16 protein-coding genes are annotated in these 20,092 nt (G+C 43.9%); 15 read left to right on the forward strand and 1 reads right to left on the reverse strand.

The window, feature by feature from the left end; translation table 11 throughout:
- Window positions 1-5: 5 nt before the first annotated feature.
- The gene (locus tag DCX48_20765) at window positions 6-1,592 is read right to left on the reverse strand and encodes a TerC family protein (protein ID QXE16732.1); all 1,587 of its coding nucleotides are present in this window, start codon (window positions 1,590-1,592) and stop codon (window positions 6-8) included.
- A gap of 742 nt (window positions 1,593-2,334) precedes the next feature.
- On the opposite strand from DCX48_20765, the gene wecA reads away from it, so the two are divergent.
- From wecA to DCX48_20840, 15 genes are all read left to right on the forward strand, one after another.
- On the forward strand, window positions 2,335-3,420 hold the full coding sequence (gene wecA, locus DCX48_20770; GenBank protein ID QXE17331.1) for an undecaprenyl-phosphate alpha-N-acetylglucosaminyl 1-phosphate transferase: 1,086 nt from the start codon (window positions 2,335-2,337) through the stop codon (window positions 3,418-3,420).
- Window positions 3,421-3,543: 123 nt separating this feature from the next.
- Window positions 3,544-4,680, forward strand: a complete 1,137-nt coding sequence (locus DCX48_20775; protein ID QXE16733.1) for a polysaccharide export protein — start codon at window positions 3,544-3,546, stop codon at window positions 4,678-4,680.
- 8 nt (window positions 4,681-4,688) lie between these two features.
- Window positions 4,689-5,123 (forward strand): protein tyrosine phosphatase, encoded by a 435-nt coding sequence (locus tag DCX48_20780; protein QXE16734.1) that lies wholly within the window; start codon window positions 4,689-4,691, stop codon window positions 5,121-5,123.
- Between the two features lie 16 nt (window positions 5,124-5,139).
- On the forward strand, window positions 5,140-7,308 hold the full coding sequence (locus DCX48_20785; GenBank protein QXE16735.1) for a tyrosine-protein kinase Wzc: 2,169 nt from the start codon (window positions 5,140-5,142) through the stop codon (window positions 7,306-7,308).
- 207 nt (window positions 7,309-7,515) lie between these two features.
- Window positions 7,516-8,949, forward strand: a complete 1,434-nt coding sequence (gene wbaP / locus DCX48_20790; protein QXE16736.1) for an undecaprenyl-phosphate galactose phosphotransferase WbaP — start codon at window positions 7,516-7,518, stop codon at window positions 8,947-8,949.
- 123 nt (window positions 8,950-9,072) lie between these two features.
- Window positions 9,073-10,032 (forward strand): CDP-6-deoxy-delta-3,4-glucoseen reductase, encoded by a 960-nt coding sequence (locus DCX48_20795; GenBank protein ID QXE16737.1) that lies wholly within the window; start codon window positions 9,073-9,075, stop codon window positions 10,030-10,032.
- 94 nt (window positions 10,033-10,126) lie between these two features.
- Window positions 10,127-10,900 carry a glucose-1-phosphate cytidylyltransferase gene (gene rfbF / locus DCX48_20800; protein ID QXE16738.1) on the forward strand — a complete coding sequence of 258 codons (774 nt, stop codon included), beginning with the start codon at window positions 10,127-10,129 and terminating at the stop codon, window positions 10,898-10,900.
- A 5-nt stretch (window positions 10,901-10,905) separates the two neighbouring features.
- Entirely contained in the window at window positions 10,906-11,997 is a 1,092-nt protein-coding gene (gene rfbG / locus DCX48_20805; protein QXE17332.1) for a CDP-glucose 4,6-dehydratase, read from the forward strand.
- Window positions 11,997-13,310, forward strand: a complete 1,314-nt coding sequence (rfbH, locus tag DCX48_20810) for a lipopolysaccharide biosynthesis protein RfbH (GenBank protein ID QXE16739.1) — start codon at window positions 11,997-11,999, stop codon at window positions 13,308-13,310. The genes rfbG and rfbH overlap by 1 nt, the downstream gene beginning before the upstream one ends.
- A 194-nt stretch (window positions 13,311-13,504) precedes the next feature.
- Window positions 13,505-14,287, forward strand: a complete 783-nt coding sequence (locus tag DCX48_20815) for a hypothetical protein (protein QXE16740.1) — start codon at window positions 13,505-13,507, stop codon at window positions 14,285-14,287.
- 9 nt (window positions 14,288-14,296) lie between these two features.
- Window positions 14,297-16,093, forward strand: coding sequence for a thiamine pyrophosphate-binding protein (locus tag DCX48_20820; GenBank protein ID QXE16741.1), 1,797 nt, complete (start codon window positions 14,297-14,299; stop codon window positions 16,091-16,093).
- Between the two features lie 5 nt (window positions 16,094-16,098).
- Window positions 16,099-17,034 carry an NAD(P)-dependent oxidoreductase gene (locus tag DCX48_20825; GenBank protein ID QXE16742.1) on the forward strand — a complete coding sequence of 312 codons (936 nt, stop codon included), beginning with the start codon at window positions 16,099-16,101 and terminating at the stop codon, window positions 17,032-17,034.
- A 27-nt stretch (window positions 17,035-17,061) separates the two neighbouring features.
- Complete coding sequence (locus tag DCX48_20830; GenBank protein ID QXE16743.1) at window positions 17,062-17,952, forward strand: acetaldehyde dehydrogenase (acetylating); 891 nt, start codon at window positions 17,062-17,064, stop codon at window positions 17,950-17,952.
- Window positions 17,953-17,956: 4 nt separating this feature from the next.
- Window positions 17,957-18,988 (forward strand): 4-hydroxy-2-oxovalerate aldolase, encoded by a 1,032-nt coding sequence (gene dmpG, locus DCX48_20835; GenBank protein ID QXE16744.1) that lies wholly within the window; start codon window positions 17,957-17,959, stop codon window positions 18,986-18,988.
- Window positions 18,989-18,990: 2 nt separating this feature from the next.
- Entirely contained in the window at window positions 18,991-20,046 is a 1,056-nt protein-coding gene (locus tag DCX48_20840) for an SDR family oxidoreductase (protein ID QXE16745.1), read from the forward strand.
- Window positions 20,047-20,092 lie beyond the last annotated feature (46 nt).

Here is a 20,092-nt window from a genome sequence, read left to right on the forward strand (position 1 = left end):
TGTCATCACACTTCAAAATCAGTCTGTGGTTCGTCGTTCGGTGTGATGCGGACTTCCACGATGCGATGGCTTTCCACCGCCAGAATAGTGAACTGATAGTTATCGATTGATAATGTATCGCCCACTTGCGGAACCCGCTGCGTGTGCTCCATCAGCAGCCCTGCCAACGTATAGTATTCGCGTTTTTCATCCAGCGTCAGCGGAACATACATCGTCAGATCTTCCAGCGGAATATAGCCGTTTACGGTCCAACTGCCGTCGTCATTTTGCTGAACGCTGTGGCGCGCATCGCGATCTTCACCTTCGCGCGGTAGGTTACCTGCGATGGTTTCCATCACGTCGCTTAATGTGACAATCCCTTCCATTGAACCAAACTCATCAACGACAAACGCAAAATGTGTCCTTCCTTCTCTAAACTGTTCTAACGCCTGCAAAAGCGAGAGTTGCTCGGGGAACACCAGCGGCTGACGGATCAGAATGCGTGGGTTAAACGGCTCGCGATTTAGCTGCTGCTGTAGTAAATCGGCAACATTTATGATGCCGAGCGGCTCGTCAGAGGTATTGCTGTCGGTGACCACGAGCCGAGAATGCTGGTTGGTCGTTAACAGCTTAGCAAGCGCATCCTGCGTAATATCCAGCTCAACCGACTCGATATCATGCCGCGACGTCATAATGCTGCTGATGGTTCGCTGTGCCAGCCCCAATACCCGCTTTATCATCCGGCGTTCCTGGATATTGAAAACCTCCCGGCCTGCCCGGGTGTTGTCGGCAATCATCGACGAGGTTTGATTATCCAGCTCGGCTTCTTCATGATTGCCGCGCAAAATACGCAAAACAACCTCTGCGGTACGCTGGCGTAGCGGAACCGTAGAAGAAAGAAAGCGTCGGCGGTTAAACAGGGAAACCTGATTTAACATCTCGATCAGTACCGAGAAACCTATCGCAGCGTAGAGATAGCCTTTGGGGATGTGGTAACCAAAGGCGTCCGCCACTAGGCTGAAACCAATCATCAGCAGGAAGCTGAGACACAGGATAACGATGGTCGGGTGTTCCGCGACAAAACGGGTCAGTGGCTTGCTGGCCAGCAGCATCAGGAGGATGGCAATCGTCACGGCGGACATCATGACCAGCAGATGGTCTGTCATGCCGACGGCGGTGATCACGGAATCCAGCGAGAATATCGCATCCAGCACCACTATCTGAGCGACTACCGGCCAGAAACGTGCCCCTTTACGTTGGGCTTGCTGATCTTCATCCTTTCCTTCGAGACGCTCGTTGAGCTCCATGGTGGCTTTAAAGAGTAGAAATAGCCCACCAATCAGCATGATGACATCTCGAGCGCTGAAGGTATGTTCAAGGAACGTGAAGAGGGGGGTCGTCAACGATACCAGCCAGGAAATAGACGCCAGCAAGCCCAGCCGCATAATCAGGGCAAGCAGCAGGCCGACGACTCTGGCTTTATCGCGTTGTTCTTTTGGTAATTTCTCAGCCAGAATGGCAATGAAGATAAGATTATCAATGCCCAGAACCAGTTCCAGGACAACCAGCGTGGCCAACCCGGCCCATATCGTTGGATCAGCGATCCACTCCATATCTATTTTTTCACCTTTAAATGAACATAACCCCGATAGCGTATCAGGGCGTGCACAGATGAACCAGAATTTGCAGGGATATTCTTTACTTTGACGAGGTCAGTAAGCCAGTAGGTAGTCAATTTACTCGTGTTGCATCCCGCTTTTACGTGGTGGCTAGTTATTACTTAATGTCGTGTGGTGAGCTACTGGAAACAGTGTGAAAAAGCATCGATAGGCAAGATTTTCAGGATTATGAGCGGGATAAGGCGCGTTAATGTTTGATAGTGTTGGTAGACAACGCATAGAATGCATATGCCTTTTTTAACAGGATTTTTACGACAGGGAGGATCTGGTTTTTGCTATGATTTTTTATCTGCACCCGATAGCTTCCTCCCAAGATGCCTTTTAGACTGACGATGCGTTAGAGAAAGTGTATGCGTAGTCTTATTCTGAAAAGCTCGTCCTTGAACATCTTACTCTTGTACTCTTCACTTCGTCGTCAATACTATTGGGGTGAAAAAGGAGTCTCTGCAGCGATAGTGTGGGTTTATAAATAAAAATAGTGATTATTAATAATTGGTTAGCGGCATTCATGCATTTGCGAACAAAAAAAGGTTGATACACAGCGGATGGCTTGCGGGCTGAATGTTTAATTCAGTAAATGGGTTTCACACGTGATTTAACAGTGCATTGGTAGCTATGAGCCAAGGGCGGTAGCGTGCCTGATGCAGAACATTTAACGGTTGATGATGGTGCAAAAATGCAAGATTTCATCGTTGTATTTTTAAGCGCATTCGCCGCGCTGTTTCTGGCTAGAAAAGTAGCAACCATCATCGGATTGGTGGATAAGCCGTGCGCGCGGAAAAAACACCGTGGAAATATTCCCCTTGTTGGGGGCGTGTCGATTTATTGCGCCCTCTGCATTTTATTTATACTTCATTCTGATTGGCTTCCTGATTTCTCTCTATACATGGTTTGCGCCACGTTGCTCTTGGTTATTGGTGTAATTGATGACCGTTTTGACCTTCCTGTTTTGCCCCGATTTGCTGTTCAAACGATGGTAGGTGGTTTGATGATGTATTCCGGTTTATACCTTTCATCCTTGGGAAATGTTTTATTTGGGCATGAGCTTCTTTTAGGGGGATTCGGGTACGTCATTACACTGTTTGCCGTATGTGGTGCTATCAACGCTTTTAATATGATCGATGGGATTGATGGTTTACTGGGCTCGCTTTCCTGCATCGCTTTTTGTTCGCTGTTTTTCTTATTCTATTCTGGAGGCGAACGTCAGCTAGGGCTCTGGAGCCTATGCATGATGGCGGCTACGCTACCTTATCTTTTTCTTAATCTTGGTATTCCGTTGGGAAAAAAATTTAAGGTTTTTATGGGGGATGCGGGTAGCACCGTTATAGGATTTACCGTACTTTGGTTGCTGGTTCTTGCTTCTCAGGGAGAGACAGCAGTAATGCATCCAGTGACGGCACTTTGGTTAATTGCGCTCCCCTTGATCGACATGATTGCTATCATGCTGCGGCGGTTTTTGAGAGGTGATAGTCCGTTTAAAGCGGATAGAGGCCATCTTCACCACATATTGATGTCTTCAGGACTAACCTCGCGGCAGTCGTTGATGGTCATTACGTTTGCGGCATTGCTGCTGGCTGCCGTGGGTATCATCAGCGATCGTAATAACGTGAGCCAGTCCATGATGTTGAGCCTGTTTTTTGTAACGTTTATCGGTTATTTCTATTTTATACCGCGTATAGGAAAAGTACTGCAGTTGGGGCGGCGAACGCATTCAGACAGGCTGGTGGCTAAGCTGTCAAATCGCACCGCTCAGCGTCGCTAAGCGACAAATTACAGACTTTTTATACGCTAGACTGCGGGTTCAGTTGAATAAATATTCTCTATAATCATTTGATATTTTGTAGGGATTTGCGCAATTTTGAATTAAGAGTGATGGAATAACAGGATGATAAAGCACAAGTTAAAATTGGCACCGCTAGTCGTGTCTATAGCCTTTCTTAGCGGCTGTACAATAATTCCCGGAAGTCATCTTTCGACGAGTGGCAAAGAGGTTATCGAGCAGCAAGACGCTGATTTCAATATTGATAAACTGGTGAATGTTTATCCTCTTACGCCTTATTTAGTCGATAAAATGCGCGTCAAGCCATTAATCGCACAGACTAACCCTGCATTGGAACGCGAACTACAACAGTATGAATATCGCATTGGCGTTGGCGATGTCATCATGGTCACTGTGTGGGATCACCCTGAATTGACCACGCCTGCTGGTACATACCGTACCGCTGCTGATACCGGTAACTGGGTACATTCCGACGGTACAATCTTCTATCCGTACATCGGCAAGGTCAAAGTTGCAGGTAAGACGGTGACAGAAGTCCGTGATGAAGTCATGGGTCGTTTGGCAACGTATATTGAATCTCCACAGGTTGATGTCAGCATTGCCGCGTTTCGTTCGCAAAAAGCGTATGTAACAGGGGAAGTTGATAAATCAGGACAACAACCTATCACTAATGTGCCTCTCACTGTTTTGGATGCCATCAACAACGCTGGTGGATTGAGCAGTAATGCTGATTGGCGCAATATTATTCTGACCCATAACGGTCAGGAAAAAAGAATCTCTCTTCAGGCGCTAATGCAAAATGGTGACCTGTCTCAAAACCATCTCCTTTATCCTAGTGACATCCTCTATATACCACGTAATGACGACCTGAAAGTGTTCGTAATGGGCGAAGTCAAAAAGCAAAGCACGCTTAAAATGGACCGCAGTGGCATGACGTTGACGGAAGCTTTAGGTAACGCCGAAGGTATGGACCAAACGTTGGCTGATGCGACGGGTGTCTTTGTCATTCGCCCACTGAGAGGAACACAGGGGCCGAAGTTGGCAGATATCTATCAGCTCAATGCTGCTGATGCGACGTCTCTTGTTATGGGGGCAGAATTCCAACTGCAACCTTATGATGTGGTTTATGTGACTGCTGCACCAATTGCTCGTTGGAACCGTTTGATTTCACAGCTCGCACCTACTATTTCTGCTTTCAACGATCTCAGCGAAGGTAGCTTGCGTGTTCGTACCTGGCCATAGAGATAATTATGTTTGATTCGATATTGGTTGTCTGTGTAGGTAACATTTGTCGTTCCCCTACCGGGGAGAGATTGCTAAAACAGGTGTTACCTGCAAAAAAAGTGGCGTCCGCAGGGGTAGGGGCGCTGGTGGGGAAACCTGCAGATGCTATGGCAACTGACGTTGCAAATAAGCACGATCTTTCTCTTGAAGGACATGTTGCACAACAGCTAACTTCTGCATTGTGTCGGCAATACGACCTCATTTTGGTTATGGAGAAAGAGCATATTGAGGCTGTATGCCGTATTGCTCCTGAGGTTCGTGGTAAGACCATGCTATTCGGTCGTTGGCTGGAACAACAAGAGATAGCGGATCCTTATCGAAAGAGCCGCGAAGCTTTTGAATTTGTCTATTCACAACTTGAGCAGTCTGCCCAGAAATGGGTGCAGGTACTAAGCCGTTAACAAGTCAGGGAAACCCATGGCAGAGAAAATTTCAGTAAAAACCGCCGATACCAATGCGGATGAGATTGATTTAGGTCGTTTATTAGGGACATTATTAGATAACAGATGGCTAATAATCGGTGTAACGGCAATATTTTTAATATTTGGCATTCTCTACGCTACGCTGGCAACACCGATATATAAAGCGGATGCCTTGGTTCAGGTAGAGAAAAATAGTAGTAATAAGCTAATTAACGATATAACAAGCATGCTACCAGACGCTAAGCCAGAATCGGCTGCAGAGGTAGAGCTAATAACTTCTCGAATGATAATTGGGAAGACGGTTAATGACTTAGCGCTGGATATCAATGTTCAGCAAAATTATTTTCCTTTCTTTGGTAAAGGGATTGCCAGATTGACAGGCGCCACGAAAGGAGTGCTTGCTGTCTCTCGTCTGGAAGTTCCTGATTCCTGGAAAGATGAACCTATCATTTTAACGGTTACCGATAATAAAAATTATAGTATATCTGCTGGCGATGCAGTTCGATTTGAAGGGCAGGTCGGCAGGTTAGAACGTCATGATGGGATGACGTTATTGATTAGTGATATTGCTGCCGATGAAGGAACAACATTTAGCATAAAGAAACTTAATCAGTTAACAGCAATTAACAATATACTAAAAACATTGACTGTTGCTGATAGAGGAAAAGATACGGGCGTATTAGCATTGAGCCTTGAAGGTGAAGACCCGATCCTCACCAATAAAATACTTAATAGTATCAGTGAAAATTATTTACAACAGAATGTCGAACGTAAGTCTGAAGAATCAGGACGCAGTCTTGAATTCTTAAAAGAACAATTACCTAACGTAAGAAGTATATTAGATGAAGCTGATAATAAGCTGAATATTTTTCGACAGAAAAATGAATCAGTGGATTTATCATTAGAAGCTAAATCCGTTTTAGAAACAATGGTTGCTTTAGAGGCACAATTAAATGAATTAACATTTAAAGAAGCCGAAATATCGAAACTTTATACAAAAGAGCACCCTGCTTATCGTGCATTATTAGAAAAGCGTAAAACACTCGAAGAAGAGAAGGAAAAAATCAATAAACGAGTTGGAGCAATGCCGAAGACTCAACAAGAAATTATTCGGTTAACTCGAGATGTTAAAGCTGGCCAAGAAGTATATATGCAGTTGCTAAACAAGCAGCAGGAATTAAGCATTAATAAAGCTAGTACTGTCGGTAACGTTCGTATCATTGATAGTGCAGTTGTACAGCTCAGACCTGTTAAGCCTGAAAAAGTATTTATCGTTTTATTATCTATCATACTAGGCGGACTGCTTTCTGTATCATTTGTTCTTATTAGAACCATATTGCATAAGGGTATTGAAAGCCCTGAACAGCTTGCTGAATTGGGTATTAGCGTATATGCAAGTGTGCCTTTGTCAGCCTGGCAACAGAAGAAAGACCGAGCACTGCTGGGTAAGGGTAAAAGAGGTAATACACGCTCTACAGAATTGCTTGCCGTTGGGAATCCAGCAGACCTTGCAATCGAAGCTATCAGAAGCTTACGTACCAGCTTGCACTTCGCCATGATGGAAGCAAAAAACAATGTGCTGATGATCTCTGGTGCCAGCCCTGCAATTGGTAAGACATTCGTTAGTGCAAACCTGGGTGCTGTAATCGCTCAGTCAGGACAGCGCGTACTGATTGTCGACTGTGATATGCGTAAAGGCTACGCTCACGAACTGATGGGATGTCAGGGTACAGACGGGCTTTCCGATATCTTGTCTGGGCAAATAACGACAGATAAAAGTATTCGTAAAACTGCCGTAGAAAACATGGATTTTATCCCTCGTGGACAAATCCCGCCTAACCCTTCGGAATTGTTGATGCATAGCCGCTTTTCACAATTTATTGATTGGGCGACCAAGAACTACGACATTGTATTGCTGGATACACCGCCGATTCTTGCTGTAACCGATGCTGCTGTGATTAGTAGACATGCTGGAACTTCACTTCTGGTTGCTCGTTTTGAGGTGAATACACTGAAAGAAATTGAAGTGAGTATCCGCCGCTTTGAGCAGAATGGTACAGAGATTAAAGGTGTTATTCTGAATGCCATTGTAAAACGTGCGGCTAGCTACTATAGCTACGGCAACTATGATTATTATTCATATGAATATAAATCAGATAAATAGTCTCATTAAATAAGAGTATCGTTCTTACTATGGCAAGTAGCTCTTTTATAGGGTTACTTGCCTGCTCCCCACTCTCAATATTTATATCGAATATAATAAATCCACTAAAATGATGTTACCTAAAGCATTTTAAACGCTAAGGCGTTTGTTGATTTTCAAACTTATTAATTAATGAATCATTAGCAATTGCTAAGGTGTGTAATAATCATGCATTCATTTTTAAATTTTAGAAAAATAAATAGAATAAAATTCTCATTAGCTTTTTCGGATTTTTTCTTTTTTAATATTTCATTAATTCTTACTTTTATTCTGATTGGTTTTTTTGGTTTTAATATTTATTCTTTCATTCCAGAAAATGAATTTTTTGCCAGATTTATTTCACATGTTGTTCTTTCTGTTATTTGTGTCAGTTGGTTTTGGGTCAGATTAAGACATTACTCTTATCGTAAGCCGTTCTGGTTCGAGTTAAAGGAAATTTTAAGAACGTTAGTCATTTTTTCCATATTAGATTTGGCATTTGTTGCGTTTTCGAAATGGGATTTCTCCCGATATGTTTGGGTGCTAACGTGGATTTTCGCGCTTGTACTCGTCCCTCTGGGGCGCTCGTTAACTAAACGTGTTTTAGACAAACTGAATCTTTGGAAAAAGCAAACGGTCATTATTGGAAACGGTAAAAATGCCAGAGATGCCTATGCTGCTTTACAAAGCGAAGAAATTCTCGGTTTTAGCATAGTTGCGTTTTTTTCAACTAAGAAAAATGACGATAGGCAGATTTTTAATGTTCCCGTTCTCTCTTCAGAAGATGAACTTTGGGAACAGTGCTGTTCTGAAGAAACGCAATTTATTGTCGCTGTTGACGCTGAAGATTATGACCTGAGGGATTACTGGTTAAAGTCACTAGCTAAAAAGAAATGTCGTTCTGTCTCTGTCATTCCAACGTTGCGCGGCGTTCCATTATATGGAACTGAGATGTCTTTCATTTTTAGCCATGAAGTCATGATCCTGCGAGTCAGTAACAATCTGGCTAAAAGGACGTCACGAATAGTAAAAAGAACATTTGATATTGTGGGTTCTATCTCTATTATTTTTGTGGCATCACCCTTGTTGCTATTCTTAGCTTTCTTGATTTCTAAAGATGGCGGCCCTGCCATATATGGGCATGAACGTGTTGGGCGTAATGCGAAAAAATTTAAATGCTTAAAGTTCCGTTCAATGATCGTCAACTCTCAGGAAGTGTTGCAGGAATTACTCGACAAAGATCCCGAAGCAAGAGCCGAGTGGGAAAAAGATTTTAAGTTAAAAAACGATCCCAGAATCACCAAGGTAGGGAATTTCATTAGGAAGACCAGCTTAGATGAGCTCCCTCAGTTGTTCAATGTGTTGAAAGGGGAGATGAGCTTGGTTGGTCCTCGTCCTATTGTTGAGCAAGAGCTGGAACGTTATGCCGGTGATGTCGACTATTATCTCATGGCAAAACCAGGAATGACTGGGCTATGGCAGGTCAGCGGCAGAAATGATGTTGATTATGACACCCGGGTGTACTTTGATGCGTGGTATGTAAAAAATTGGTCACTATGGAATGATATCGCCATTTTATTTAAGACGATTAATGTTGTTTTAAAAAGAGATGGCGCGTATTAGTGATTTCTCAAATGAAATAGACATTGAGAAGATAATATCAATGGGCATGTTTCAGATTTGTAATTAGTGCTAAATCGACTAACTTAATTTAGCCGAAAGTATAAATAATAGTTGGCTTCCATTATGACGAATAAAATCACATTAATGCCTTCTGGTGTTGTTTTTGAATGTGGATCAGAAAAAACAATTTTAGATTCAGCAATAGATCAAGGCATTGTTCTGGAACATAGCTGTAAAAATGGTTCGTGTAACGCTTGTGAAGCCCATATTCTTAGTCCTCAAGGTGAAATCCTTACTACCATTTTGACTTGTCAGGTAAAGCCTGACTGCGATATGACCCTAGAGGCGGAGTACTATCCTGAGTTAGCGAATATTAAAAGTAAAACCGCACCGTGCAAGGTCGATTCTATCGACTATCCTCATGAGGATATTGTAATTATTACGCTGCGTTTACCACCTACAGCTAACCTTACATTCTTGCCTGGGCAATATCTTGATCTGAAGTATCAAGGAATAACCAGAAGTTACTCCATTGCCTCTATTCCGCAGAATAATAGTAAAATTGAGCTTCATTTAAAGCGTGTAGAAAATGGTGCCATGAGTAGCAAGGTATTTGGTAATTTATCCGCTAACCAACTAATGCAGCTCGAAGGGCCAAAAGGTACCTTTTTTTATCGAAATAATGAAAGCTCTGGACCAATAATATTTCTGGCAACGGGTACTGGATTTGCACCGATAAAGTCGATTGTTACTGACCTGCTTAATAAGGGTACTCAACGAGATATTTATATTTATTGGGGAAATAGAAAAAGCAGTTTGTTCTATGATCCTTCTGTTGAGCTATGGGAAAGCCAACACGCTAATGTAAAGTGCAGTCTGGTTTTGTCTCAACCTGAAGAGGGTTGGGATGGAAGATACGGTTATGTTCAGGAGTTTGTCGTCGCTGATATTGGTGATTTGAACACCGCCAGTGTCTATGCCTGTGGAAGCCAATCAATGATTGAGTCGGCAAAAGCGTTATTGATTGAAAAAGGGCTTCCTGCCGCTAATTTTTATTCAGATGCCTTTGTGGTATCTGGTTGAATCATAAAGTGGTTAAGAAAGATATATCGAATGTATTATTTGTCATCAGTATATGGCAAAAAATTAAAGAGTAGGGACCAACTAGGAGCGTTCCATGAAAGCGGTGATACTTGCAGGTGGGTTAGGTACCAGACTGAGTGAAGAAACGGTTACTAAACCTAAGCCCATGGTTGAAATTGGTGGGAAACCTATTTTATGGCATATCATGAAAATGTATTCTTATCATGGCATAAATGAATTTATTATATGCTGTGGGTATAAGGGATACGTTATTAAAGAGTATTTTGCGAATTATTTCCTACATATGTCTGATATTACCTTCAATATGAAGGATAATGAAATGACGGTGCTTCAAAAACGCGCAGAACCTTGGAAAGTTACGCTTGTAGATACAGGCGAGCACTCCATGACCGGAGGTCGTCTACGCCGCGTTGCTGAATATGTTAAAGATGACGAGTGTTTTTGCTTTACCTACGGTGACGGTGTCTGTGGAATCGATATTCAAGATACGATTGCCTTCCATAAGCGTCATGGCAAACTTGCCACATTAACTGCGACGTTACCACCTGGTCGTTTCGGAGCTCTGGAATTATCTCAGGGACAGGTGAAAAGTTTTAAAGAAAAGCCAAAAGGTGATGGCGCCTTGATTAATGGCGGCTTCTTTGTTCTGTCACCTAAGGTGTTGGATTTGATTGATGGTGACAGCAGCGTTTGGGAACAATCACCGCTGATGACCCTGGCCGCGCAGGGCGAATTGATGGCTTATGAGTACACGGGTTTCTGGCAGCCAATGGATACGTTGAGAGACAAAATGCTTCTTGATGAACTTTGGCAAAATGGTGAAGCTCCTTGGAAAAAATGGGAGTAAGCAGCGTGGTAAATTCAGCATTTTGGCAAGGAAAAAAGGTCTTCGTAACAGGGCATACTGGCTTCAAAGGTAGTTGGTTATGCCTGTGGCTACAGAGCATGGGGGCAGAAGTAAAAGGGTATGCGTTGCAACCGCCTACCGAGCCGTCTATCTACCAAGCCGCATGTGTTGACGAAGGGATGTCCAGTGAAATTGGGGATATCCGTGATTACCAGAAAATGGAAGAAAGTATCAGAGCATTCGGTCCTGAAATTGTTTTCCATATGGCGGCTCAGCCGCTTGTCAGGCTTTCATACGATATTCCTGTCGATACTTACGCTACGAATGTCATGGGTACCGTGCATTTGCTGGAAGCGGTGCGTAAAATCGGTGGCGTTAAAGCGGTAGTCAATATTACCAGTGATAAATGCTACGAAAATAAAGAGTGGGTCTGGGGATATCGTGAGAACGAGCCCATGGGCGGTTATGACCCTTACAGTAACAGCAAAGGCTGTGCTGAGTTAGTTGCCGCTGCGTATCGACAGTCATACTTTAATGCTGATAAATATCACGAACATGGTTGTGCGCTGGCTTCTGTCAGAGCAGGTAATGTGATCGGCGGTGGTGACTGGGCCCTCGATCGTCTTATTCCCGATATCCTTAAGGCGTTTGAAGAGCAACGTCCTGTCTTGATTCGCAATCCGCACGCGATCCGCCCTTGGCAGCATGTACTTGAGCCCCTGTCTGGATATCTCTGTGCCGCGCAGGCGCTTTATCTAAACGGTACAGAGTATGCTGAGGCTTGGAACTTTGGGCCGCTAGATGAAGATGCTCAACCGGTTCAATGGATTGTTGAGAAGATGGTTGGTGCGTGGGGCGACGATGCATCATGGATTCTGGATGATGGTGAACATCCCCACGAGGCACACTATCTGAAGCTAGATTGTTCCAAGGCTAAAATGCGTTTGAATTGGGCACCAGTATGGCGGCTTGACGAGACGCTGAACCGCATTGTCACGTGGCACAAAGCCTGGTTAGCTGGTGCGGATATGCATCAGATTACGCTAAATGAAATACATGATTATATGAAAACTCAAAACGATAAAGGTCACTATTGATGAGCACCCAAAACCTAAGAGAAGACATCGCTAAACTGGTCGAGCAATATGCTAACCAGGCTTTTGCCTCCAAAGTATTTTTGGCCGGTGAAAGTGTCATCCCTCCTGCGGGCAAAGTGATCGGTGCTCCAGAAATAAAAATGATGGTTGATGCTTGTCTGGATGGCTGGCTGACAACAGGGCGTTTTAACCGTGAATTTGAACGCCGTTTGGGTGAATTCCTTGGTGTAAAACATGTCCTGACGACAGTATCAGGTTCTGCCGCTAACCTTCTGGCTCTGGCTACGCTGACATCCCCGAAACTGGGCGATCGTGCGTTAAAGGCGGGTGACGAAGTGATTACTGTTGCTGCAGGGTTTCCAACCACGGTTAACCCATCAATTCAGTATGGCCTGATTCCTGTTTTTGTTGATGTTCATATTCCAACTTACAATATCGACCCCAGCAAAATTGAAGCGGCAATTAGCGACAAAACCCGTGCAATTATGATCGCGCATACTCTGGGTAATGTATTTGATTTATCTGAAGTTAAGAGAATTGCTGATAAATACAACCTCTGGCTGATTGAAGACTGCTGCGATGCGTTGGGCGCTAAATACAATGGCCAGATCGTTGGCACATTTGGTGACATTGCTACCGTGAGTTTCTACCCCGCACACCATATTACGATGGGCGAAGGTGGTGCAGTCTTTACTAATTCATCTGAATTGAGAACGATCACTGAATCTTTCCGCGATTGGGGACGTGATTGCTACTGTGAACCGGGTTGTGATAACACCTGTAATAATCGATTCGGCCAGAAATTAGGTTCCCTGCCTTTTGGCTATGACCATAAATATACCTATTCACATGTCGGGTACAACCTCAAAATCTCGGATATGCAAGCTGCATGTGGCCTGGCGCAAATGGATCGCTTGCCGGATTTCGTGGCGAAGCGTAATGCCAATTTTGAATACCTGAAAGCAGGTCTTGCATCATGCGAAGAGTTCATTGAGTTACCTGAAGCTACGCCAAATTCTGAGCCATCATGGTTCGGTTTCCCGATTACCCTTAAAGAAGAAAGCGGTATTAATCGTATCGATCTGGTTAAATTCTTGGACGATGCGAAAATTGGCACACGTTTGTTGTTTGCGGGTAACCTGACTCGTCAGCCTTACTTTGAAGGCGTGAAATATCGTGTTGTTGGTGAATTAACCAATACTGACCGTATCATGAATCAGACTTTCTGGATCGGCATTTATCCGGGATTAGATACTGAACATCTTGATTTTGTGATCGGAAAATTTGAAGAATTCTTTGGGTTGAATTTTTAATTGAAATAAAGAATAAGCGGATTGCTTTGTATATCGCTATCCGCTTATTAAATAAGTTCATCTAAAAATAATTTTTAAAATCACAATGTAATTGTGCAAAATGACTCCCTTACTAATAAGCCATAACGTCATATTGCCACAGTCCAGCCACTCTATAGTATTAAAATACTACACTTACTGAAAATATAAATACGATGAAACAGCTTAACCCAATAAAGCAAAAGCTTGCCGCAGGCCAGCCCGTTATGGGGATTTGGTCTATTGTATCATCTCCTACCGTCGTTGAAATTTTATCAAGTTCAGGTATCGATTTTTTAATACTGGATATGGAACATGGTATTTATGGCGTAGAAGCGCTTGAGGCTTGTATTCGGGCTACTGAGGTAGCTGGTGCTTCTCCGATAGTCCGCGTGCCTGGCATGAATGCTTCCGCGGTACAATGGGCATTGGATTTGGGAAGTCACGGAATTATTGTTCCTCAAGTATTAGGTGAGCAACAAGCTAGAATGGCCGTTGAAATGACTAAGTTTTCGCCCAGCGGAACAAGAGGTTATAATCCGTTCACTCGGGCAGGCGGCTATGCTAATGCATCTAGCAATCAAAATGGTAAATTAGCCAATACGTTCGGTCTTACTTCAATTATTGTTGAGAACGCGCTTTCTCTTAAAGAAATTAATGAAATATGCTCGATTGAAGATCTTGATATGATCTATGTCGGCGTTTATGACCTTTCAATTTCTCTTGGGTATAACGGTAATACGCTTCACCCTGAGTTAGTTAAAATAGTGGATGAAACGGTTAAAACTATTCGAAATTCAGGGAAAGCGGCTGGCGTGATGGTTCGTAATGAAAGTGAAATTACATCAGCCATTAATTTAGGTGCCAATGTGCTCGTATATGGCGTCGACACATCATTAATTAGACAAGCGATGTCTGCCGCCGTAGACACCTTCAAGCTCAATATAAAAAATATATAAGAGGAAATCATGAAAATGCGAGTGGCAGATTTTATTGTTCAGCACCTTCGTAATATCGGTGTTGACACCGTATTTCTATTGAACGGTGGGGGCATGATGCATATGGTTGATGCCCTGGCTCGATGTGAAGGTATGCACTATGTTTGCAGCCACCATGAGCAGGCATCTGCTATTGCTGCTGATGCGTATGCTCGTCTTTCTGGTAAATTAGGCGTCTGCTACGCAACCGCAGGGCCGGGTGCAACCAACATCCTTACTGGCGTTGTTGGCGCGTGGCAAGATAGTTCTCCGGCGCTTTTTATTACGGGCCAAAGTAAAAGTACACAAACCATTGCGATGTCTGGCATAAAAGGATTGCGTCAGTTTGGTACATTTGAAGTGAATACCGTACCCATCATGGAAAGCGTGACTAAATATAGCCACATGCTGACTGATGCGAGCACGATTAAATATCATCTTGAAAAAGCAATACACGAAGCGACATCGGGTCGACCTGGGCCTGTTTTACTTGATATCCCGTTGGATATTCAGGGTGCGTTGATTGATCCTGAAACCCTGCAAGGGTTTATCGACGAAGAGCCTACTGCACTTGCACCGTCAGAGAATGAGATTCAACAAATTATTGCGGCGGTATCGGGAGCTAAGCGACCGGTTATATTAGCAGGCGTGGGCGTTCGGGTAGCAAATGCATCGGAAGCGTTCAGAAAGCTCATTGAGGAATGGAAAATTCCTGTTGTGACGACCCAACTGGGCAAGGATGTTATGTATTATGAACATCCGTTATTTGTAGGGCACTCTGGCCCCAAAGGTGATAGAGCCGGTAACTTTGCCGTCCAAACTGCTGACGTTATTTTATCGCTTGGTACGAGTCTGCACGGGCAAACAACGGGTTGGGAAAATAAACTATTTGCCCCTACGGCGACGAAAATACAAATTGATCTCGATGATGCCGTGCTGGAAAGAGAGCAGATTAATGTCAATCTGAAAGTCAGGGCTGGCGTAGCCGAATTCATTGAGAGCATTAAACCTTTTATTACGCCACACGCTTCTGAAAAATGGCGCGCATGCTGCCATAGCTGGAAAACACGTTACCCTGTGCATGCGGAACCACATCAGCACGAGGAAGACGGCGCTAATTTCTATGATTTTGCTGAAATACTATCGCAACTGTTACCTGAGAATGCTTGCGTGGTATCCGATGCCGGGTCGGCATTTTATGTGACGGGGCAGGCGATTCGTTTAAAAGACGGACAGCGATTTATCTCCTCTGGTTCACTCGGTGCCATGGGCTATGCGCTGCCTGCAGCAAATGGATGCTCACTTCTCGATCGTAATCGCCCGATTGTTTGTGTCACAGGTGATGGTTCGCTGATGACAAACGTACACGAACTTGCCACCATGCGAATGGAGCAGCGCAACGTCAAATTGTTTGTTATTAACAATTCTGGCTATGTCTCTATGCGTAATACGCACAGGGATTTCTTCCAGGGATTAATCGTCGGTGCCGATTATGCATCGGGCGTATTTATTCCGGCGATGGAGTCTTTGGCCAAGAGCTATGAACTTCCTTACCTCTGCTGTAAAACGAACGAAGAGATATGCAATACAATTAAAGAAGCATTGGAAATAGATGGACCGGTGCTTGTTGAAGTCATCACAATGAAGAATCAGCGTATTATTCCTACCGTTGCGTCTAAACGCTTGCCAGATGGAAGAATGGTGTCAACTCCTATTCATGAGATGCAGCCTGCTTTACCTGACGATGTTATTGAAAAGGAAATGTCAGCGGCTATCTTAGAGGATTAATTACCATGCATATTGCGATTCTCGGGTGTACCAGCCAAATAGCTAAAGATCTTATTCGTTCTATCTATGTTTATAGCCAGCACGATTTGATTCTCTTTGGCCGAACACCTCAGCAGACACAGTCGTGGCTTGCTGAAAATGGCATAACATCACGCTGTAGCGTGAATCAATACGAAGAATATCCCAATATTGATCATGATGTGGTCATTAACTTCGTTGGTATTGGCGATCCCTCTAAAGCTGCTGCTATGGGGGGAAGTATCTTCGATATTACGCTGCATTATGATGAGTTAGTGCTTAACGAGCTAAAAAAACATCCCGATCGTCGCTATCTATTCTTATCCAGTGGTGCGGCCTATGGTTCATCATTTTTAGAACCTGCGGACGCCGACACACCATCAACGATTAATATTAATAATCTGCTTCCACAAGAATATTATTCGGTAGCAAAACTGCATGCTGAATGCAGACACCGTTCGTTAAAAGAGTATGCCATCGTTGATTTGCGTGTATTCAATGTCTTTAGTCGGACCCAAGACTTAGAGGCGCGTTTCTTCATTACCGATATCGTCAGAGCGATTCAGTCCGGTACGGAGTTGATCACCTCATCCGATATGATTTATCGCGATTTTATGCATCCTAAGGATTTTTATCAACTGGTTGAACGTGTGCTCAATACGCCGCCGATGAATATCTCCTTGGATTGTTATAGTCGGCAACCAGTGGACAAAGCTACATTACTTGACGAAATGAAAAAGACATTCGGTTTATCCTATCGCGTTAAGGAATCGAATATGTCTATTAATGCGACGGGTATTAAACCCTGCTACTACTCAAAGAACAAAAGAGCTGCCAAGTTTGGCTATCTGCCAGAGTATTCATCTCTTGAAACCATCATCGAGGAGACCAACGCTATTTTAGGTCTCCAGAAAACAGTCTAGAGAGAAAAATTCAGTAGAGACTAATAGATGACAAATCTAAATAAAAAAGTACGTGTTGGCATTATTGGTAGCGGTAACATTGGTACTGATTTGCTAATCAAAACTATGCGTTCTGAATCGCTTACATGCACAATTTTTGCCGGAAGAAACTTCAACTCTGCCGGCATGAAACGAGCAAATGAGCTCGGGGTACACATTTCAGATCGCGGGATTCAGGCTATTCTGGACGATCCTTCTATTTGCGATGTCGTTTTTGATGCAACTTCCGCTCAAGCTCATATTGAGCACTGGCGTGAGCTGGAACCGCTTGATAAAACCGTTATTGATATGACGCCTGCCAAGGTCGGTGGTTTCTGCATTCCTGCGATTAATGCTGAAGAGATATTGGCGTCAGGTAATCGAAATATCAATATGGTCACCTGTGGGGGACAATCCTCGATTCCCATTGCTAATGCGATTTCGTCCGTTCATCCTGAGTTTGAATATATCGAAGTGGCATCAAGCATTGCCTCTCGGAGTGCAGGGCCAGCCACGCGTGCAAATCTGGATGAATATATTGATACGACAGAAAAAGCGCTTAAGCAGTTCACTGGGGCTCATCGGGCGAAAGCCATTCTGATATTGAACCCTGCGGTGCCACCGATTGATATGCAGACGACGATTTACGCAAAAATAGATCGCCCAAATATTGCTGCAATTGATGCCGCGGTAAGAGAAATGGTTGAACGGCTAAAACGCTACGTACCTGGATATCAGCTAGTGCTGCCGCCAACACTTGATGGCAACCGTGTTGTCACTACGGTTAAAGTCATGGGTAATGGCGACTACCTGCCACAATACGCTGGCAACCTTGATATTATTAATTGTGCGGCGATTGCTGTAACGGAAATGATTTCTTCATTGAGATATGGGAAATAAGACGATGGCGAAGAAAATTCTATTATGTGATCCAACTCTCCGTGATGGTAATCATGCTGTAAGACATCAACTGACGCGTGAAAGCTTTGCCGCTTATTGTCAGGCGGCTGAGGCTGCCAATGTTCCGGTTGTGGAAGTCGGTCACGGTAATGGCTTGGGCGCCTCGTCAATGCTTGTTGGCGAATGCTTGTTGAGTGATGAAGATATTTTTACCATATCGCGTGAGCACTTACACAAGTCTCGTATGGCGATCCACCTGATCCCTGGGTTTTGCACCATCAAGAAAGATCTGACCCGAGCTCTGGAGCTTGGCGTCGATTTATTCCGTGTTGCATCGCATTGTACTGAAGCTGATATTACCGATCGTCACATTCACTTTGTCAGAAATTCGGGCAAAGAGGCATGGGGGATCTTGATGATGAGCCATATGACTTCTCCTGCGGTTCTTTTAGAAGAAGCCAGAAAGATGGAGTCCTATGGCGCAGAAGCGATTGTCATCATGGATTCGGCTGGGGCGTATTTCCCTGATGATGTGAAAGAGCGTATTTCGACGCTGGTCAATGGACTAACCGTACCTGTCGGTTTTCACGGTCATAATAATCTGGGTATGTCAGTCATTAACTCGGTGGTTGCAGTGCAGGAAGGTGCAACAATTATTGACGGAACTATTCGTGGATTCGGCGCTGGCGCTGGGAATACTCAACTGGAAGTCTTGGTTGCCGTGTTTGAACGCTTGGGTTACGAAACAGGTATCGATCTCTATAAAATTCTGGATGCAGCCGATATTGCTGAAAAAGGATTTAACCCTGTCGCACCGTCAATATCGCCTTTATCGATTGTAAGTGGTCTTGCCGGCGTATTTTCAGGATTTGCCAAACCTGTGGCAAAAGCTGCGAAAGATTACAATGTTGATCCCAGAGATATCTTTTTTGGGCTGGGTGAACGTAAAGCGGTTGCAGGCCAGGAAAGCTTGATTTACGAAGTTGCGCGGGATCTTGCCAAACGTAATGAAAACTCCGTTGAAAAGGGACAATAATAATGAAAACATCATCATTGTCAGAATGTCGTTCAGATTGCTTGCTTGCCTGTGCTGGGGCTGAAGACGTAAGAAAGGTATTAGCTGGAAAGCATATCAGCATAACCGGCGGAACCGGATTCCTCGGTACCTGGATTGCGGAAATGATATCGGCACTGAACGATGAATATAATGCGGGCATTACGTTAGATATCTATGCGACTCGAGTGCAGGAGTGGGCGAGACGATTGCCTCATTTGGCTGCAAGATCGGATATCAATATTTATAGTCAGGATGTCAGATCGCCTTTTGAATTTTCAAAGGCAACGAATTTTATTATTCATGCTGCAGGTATCCCTAATACGCGGGTTCATTCCTCAGATCCTCTGAGAGTTTATGAAACTACCGTCACAGGGACTGCAAATTGTCTGGAAGCGGCGACCAAGCTTGGTTCGCTTATTCGGATGGTCAATGTCAGTTCATGTCTGGTAAATGGTCAACCCGATCGTTCTGGAGCAACATCGGAAGATGATGCATTTATGCAGCGTTCCGGCGAATTGCACGGTGTGTATGCCGAAGCCAAACGTGCCTCTGAAACATTAGCGACTATCTACCGTAATCAGCATCGTTTACCTATTTCTACCGTTCGACCATTTACTTTGGCTGGGCCTTACCATGAGCTTGATCTGCCGTGGGCGATTAATAACTTTATGAGAGATGCGCTCAATGGTTCAACCGTTCGTATCCATGGCGATGGTAATGTTCGCAGAAGTTATTTATACGGTAGTGATGCGGCGTGGTGGACACTCACTGCTCTGGTAAAAGGAGGAGATGGTGATGTCTACAATCTGGGTAGTGCATATTCAATAAGTCATATTGAGCTTGTGAAGATGATTGGCGATCTTCTTGGAAAAGAACTCAATGTTGAGATTAATACTAATCCGGCTAAAAAAAATAAAGTTGATGATTTATATCCTAACACGCAACGTGTATCACAGCGGCTTAAGGTTGCTGAAACGGTAGATAGCTTAAGCATCCTTAGAAAAATGTACGCGTGGCACAAGTCGTCAACCAGATAGTGAGATAGGTATTACGCTTCTTGTGAGGATATCATCTCGTTCTATT

Source organism: Pectobacterium atrosepticum, from assembly GCA_019056595.1.
Lineage (GTDB): Bacteria > Pseudomonadota > Gammaproteobacteria > Enterobacterales > Enterobacteriaceae > Pectobacterium > Pectobacterium atrosepticum.

What these genes read in the sequence shown, in the direction of transcription:
- DCX48_20775 (QXE16733.1), top strand. Translation starts at nt 3,544, where the DNA reads ATGATAAAGCACAAGTTAAAATTGGCACCGCTAGTCGTGTCTATAGCC.
- DCX48_20820 (QXE16741.1), top strand. Translation starts at nt 14,297, where the DNA reads ATGAAAATGCGAGTGGCAGATTTTATTGTTCAGCACCTTCGTAATATC.
- DCX48_20780 (QXE16734.1), top strand. Translation starts at nt 4,689, where the DNA reads ATGTTTGATTCGATATTGGTTGTCTGTGTAGGTAACATTTGTCGTTCC.
- dmpG (QXE16744.1), top strand. Translation starts at nt 17,957, where the DNA reads ATGGCGAAGAAAATTCTATTATGTGATCCAACTCTCCGTGATGGTAAT.
- DCX48_20785 (QXE16735.1), top strand. Translation starts at nt 5,140, where the DNA reads ATGGCAGAGAAAATTTCAGTAAAAACCGCCGATACCAATGCGGATGAG.
- wecA (QXE17331.1), top strand. Translation starts at nt 2,335, where the DNA reads ATGCAAGATTTCATCGTTGTATTTTTAAGCGCATTCGCCGCGCTGTTT.
- DCX48_20830 (QXE16743.1), top strand. Translation starts at nt 17,062, where the DNA reads ATGACAAATCTAAATAAAAAAGTACGTGTTGGCATTATTGGTAGCGGT.
- DCX48_20825 (QXE16742.1), top strand. Translation starts at nt 16,099, where the DNA reads ATGCATATTGCGATTCTCGGGTGTACCAGCCAAATAGCTAAAGATCTT.
- rfbH (QXE16739.1), top strand. Translation starts at nt 11,997, where the DNA reads ATGAGCACCCAAAACCTAAGAGAAGACATCGCTAAACTGGTCGAGCAA.
- DCX48_20840 (QXE16745.1), top strand. Translation starts at nt 18,991, where the DNA reads ATGAAAACATCATCATTGTCAGAATGTCGTTCAGATTGCTTGCTTGCC.
- wbaP (QXE16736.1), top strand. Translation starts at nt 7,516, where the DNA reads ATGCATTCATTTTTAAATTTTAGAAAAATAAATAGAATAAAATTCTCA.
- DCX48_20815 (QXE16740.1), top strand. Translation starts at nt 13,505, where the DNA reads ATGAAACAGCTTAACCCAATAAAGCAAAAGCTTGCCGCAGGCCAGCCC.
- rfbF (QXE16738.1), top strand. Translation starts at nt 10,127, where the DNA reads ATGAAAGCGGTGATACTTGCAGGTGGGTTAGGTACCAGACTGAGTGAA.
- DCX48_20795 (QXE16737.1), top strand. Translation starts at nt 9,073, where the DNA reads ATGACGAATAAAATCACATTAATGCCTTCTGGTGTTGTTTTTGAATGT.
- DCX48_20765 (QXE16732.1), bottom strand. Translation starts at nt 1,592, where the DNA reads ATGGAGTGGATCGCTGATCCAACGATATGGGCCGGGTTGGCCACGCTG.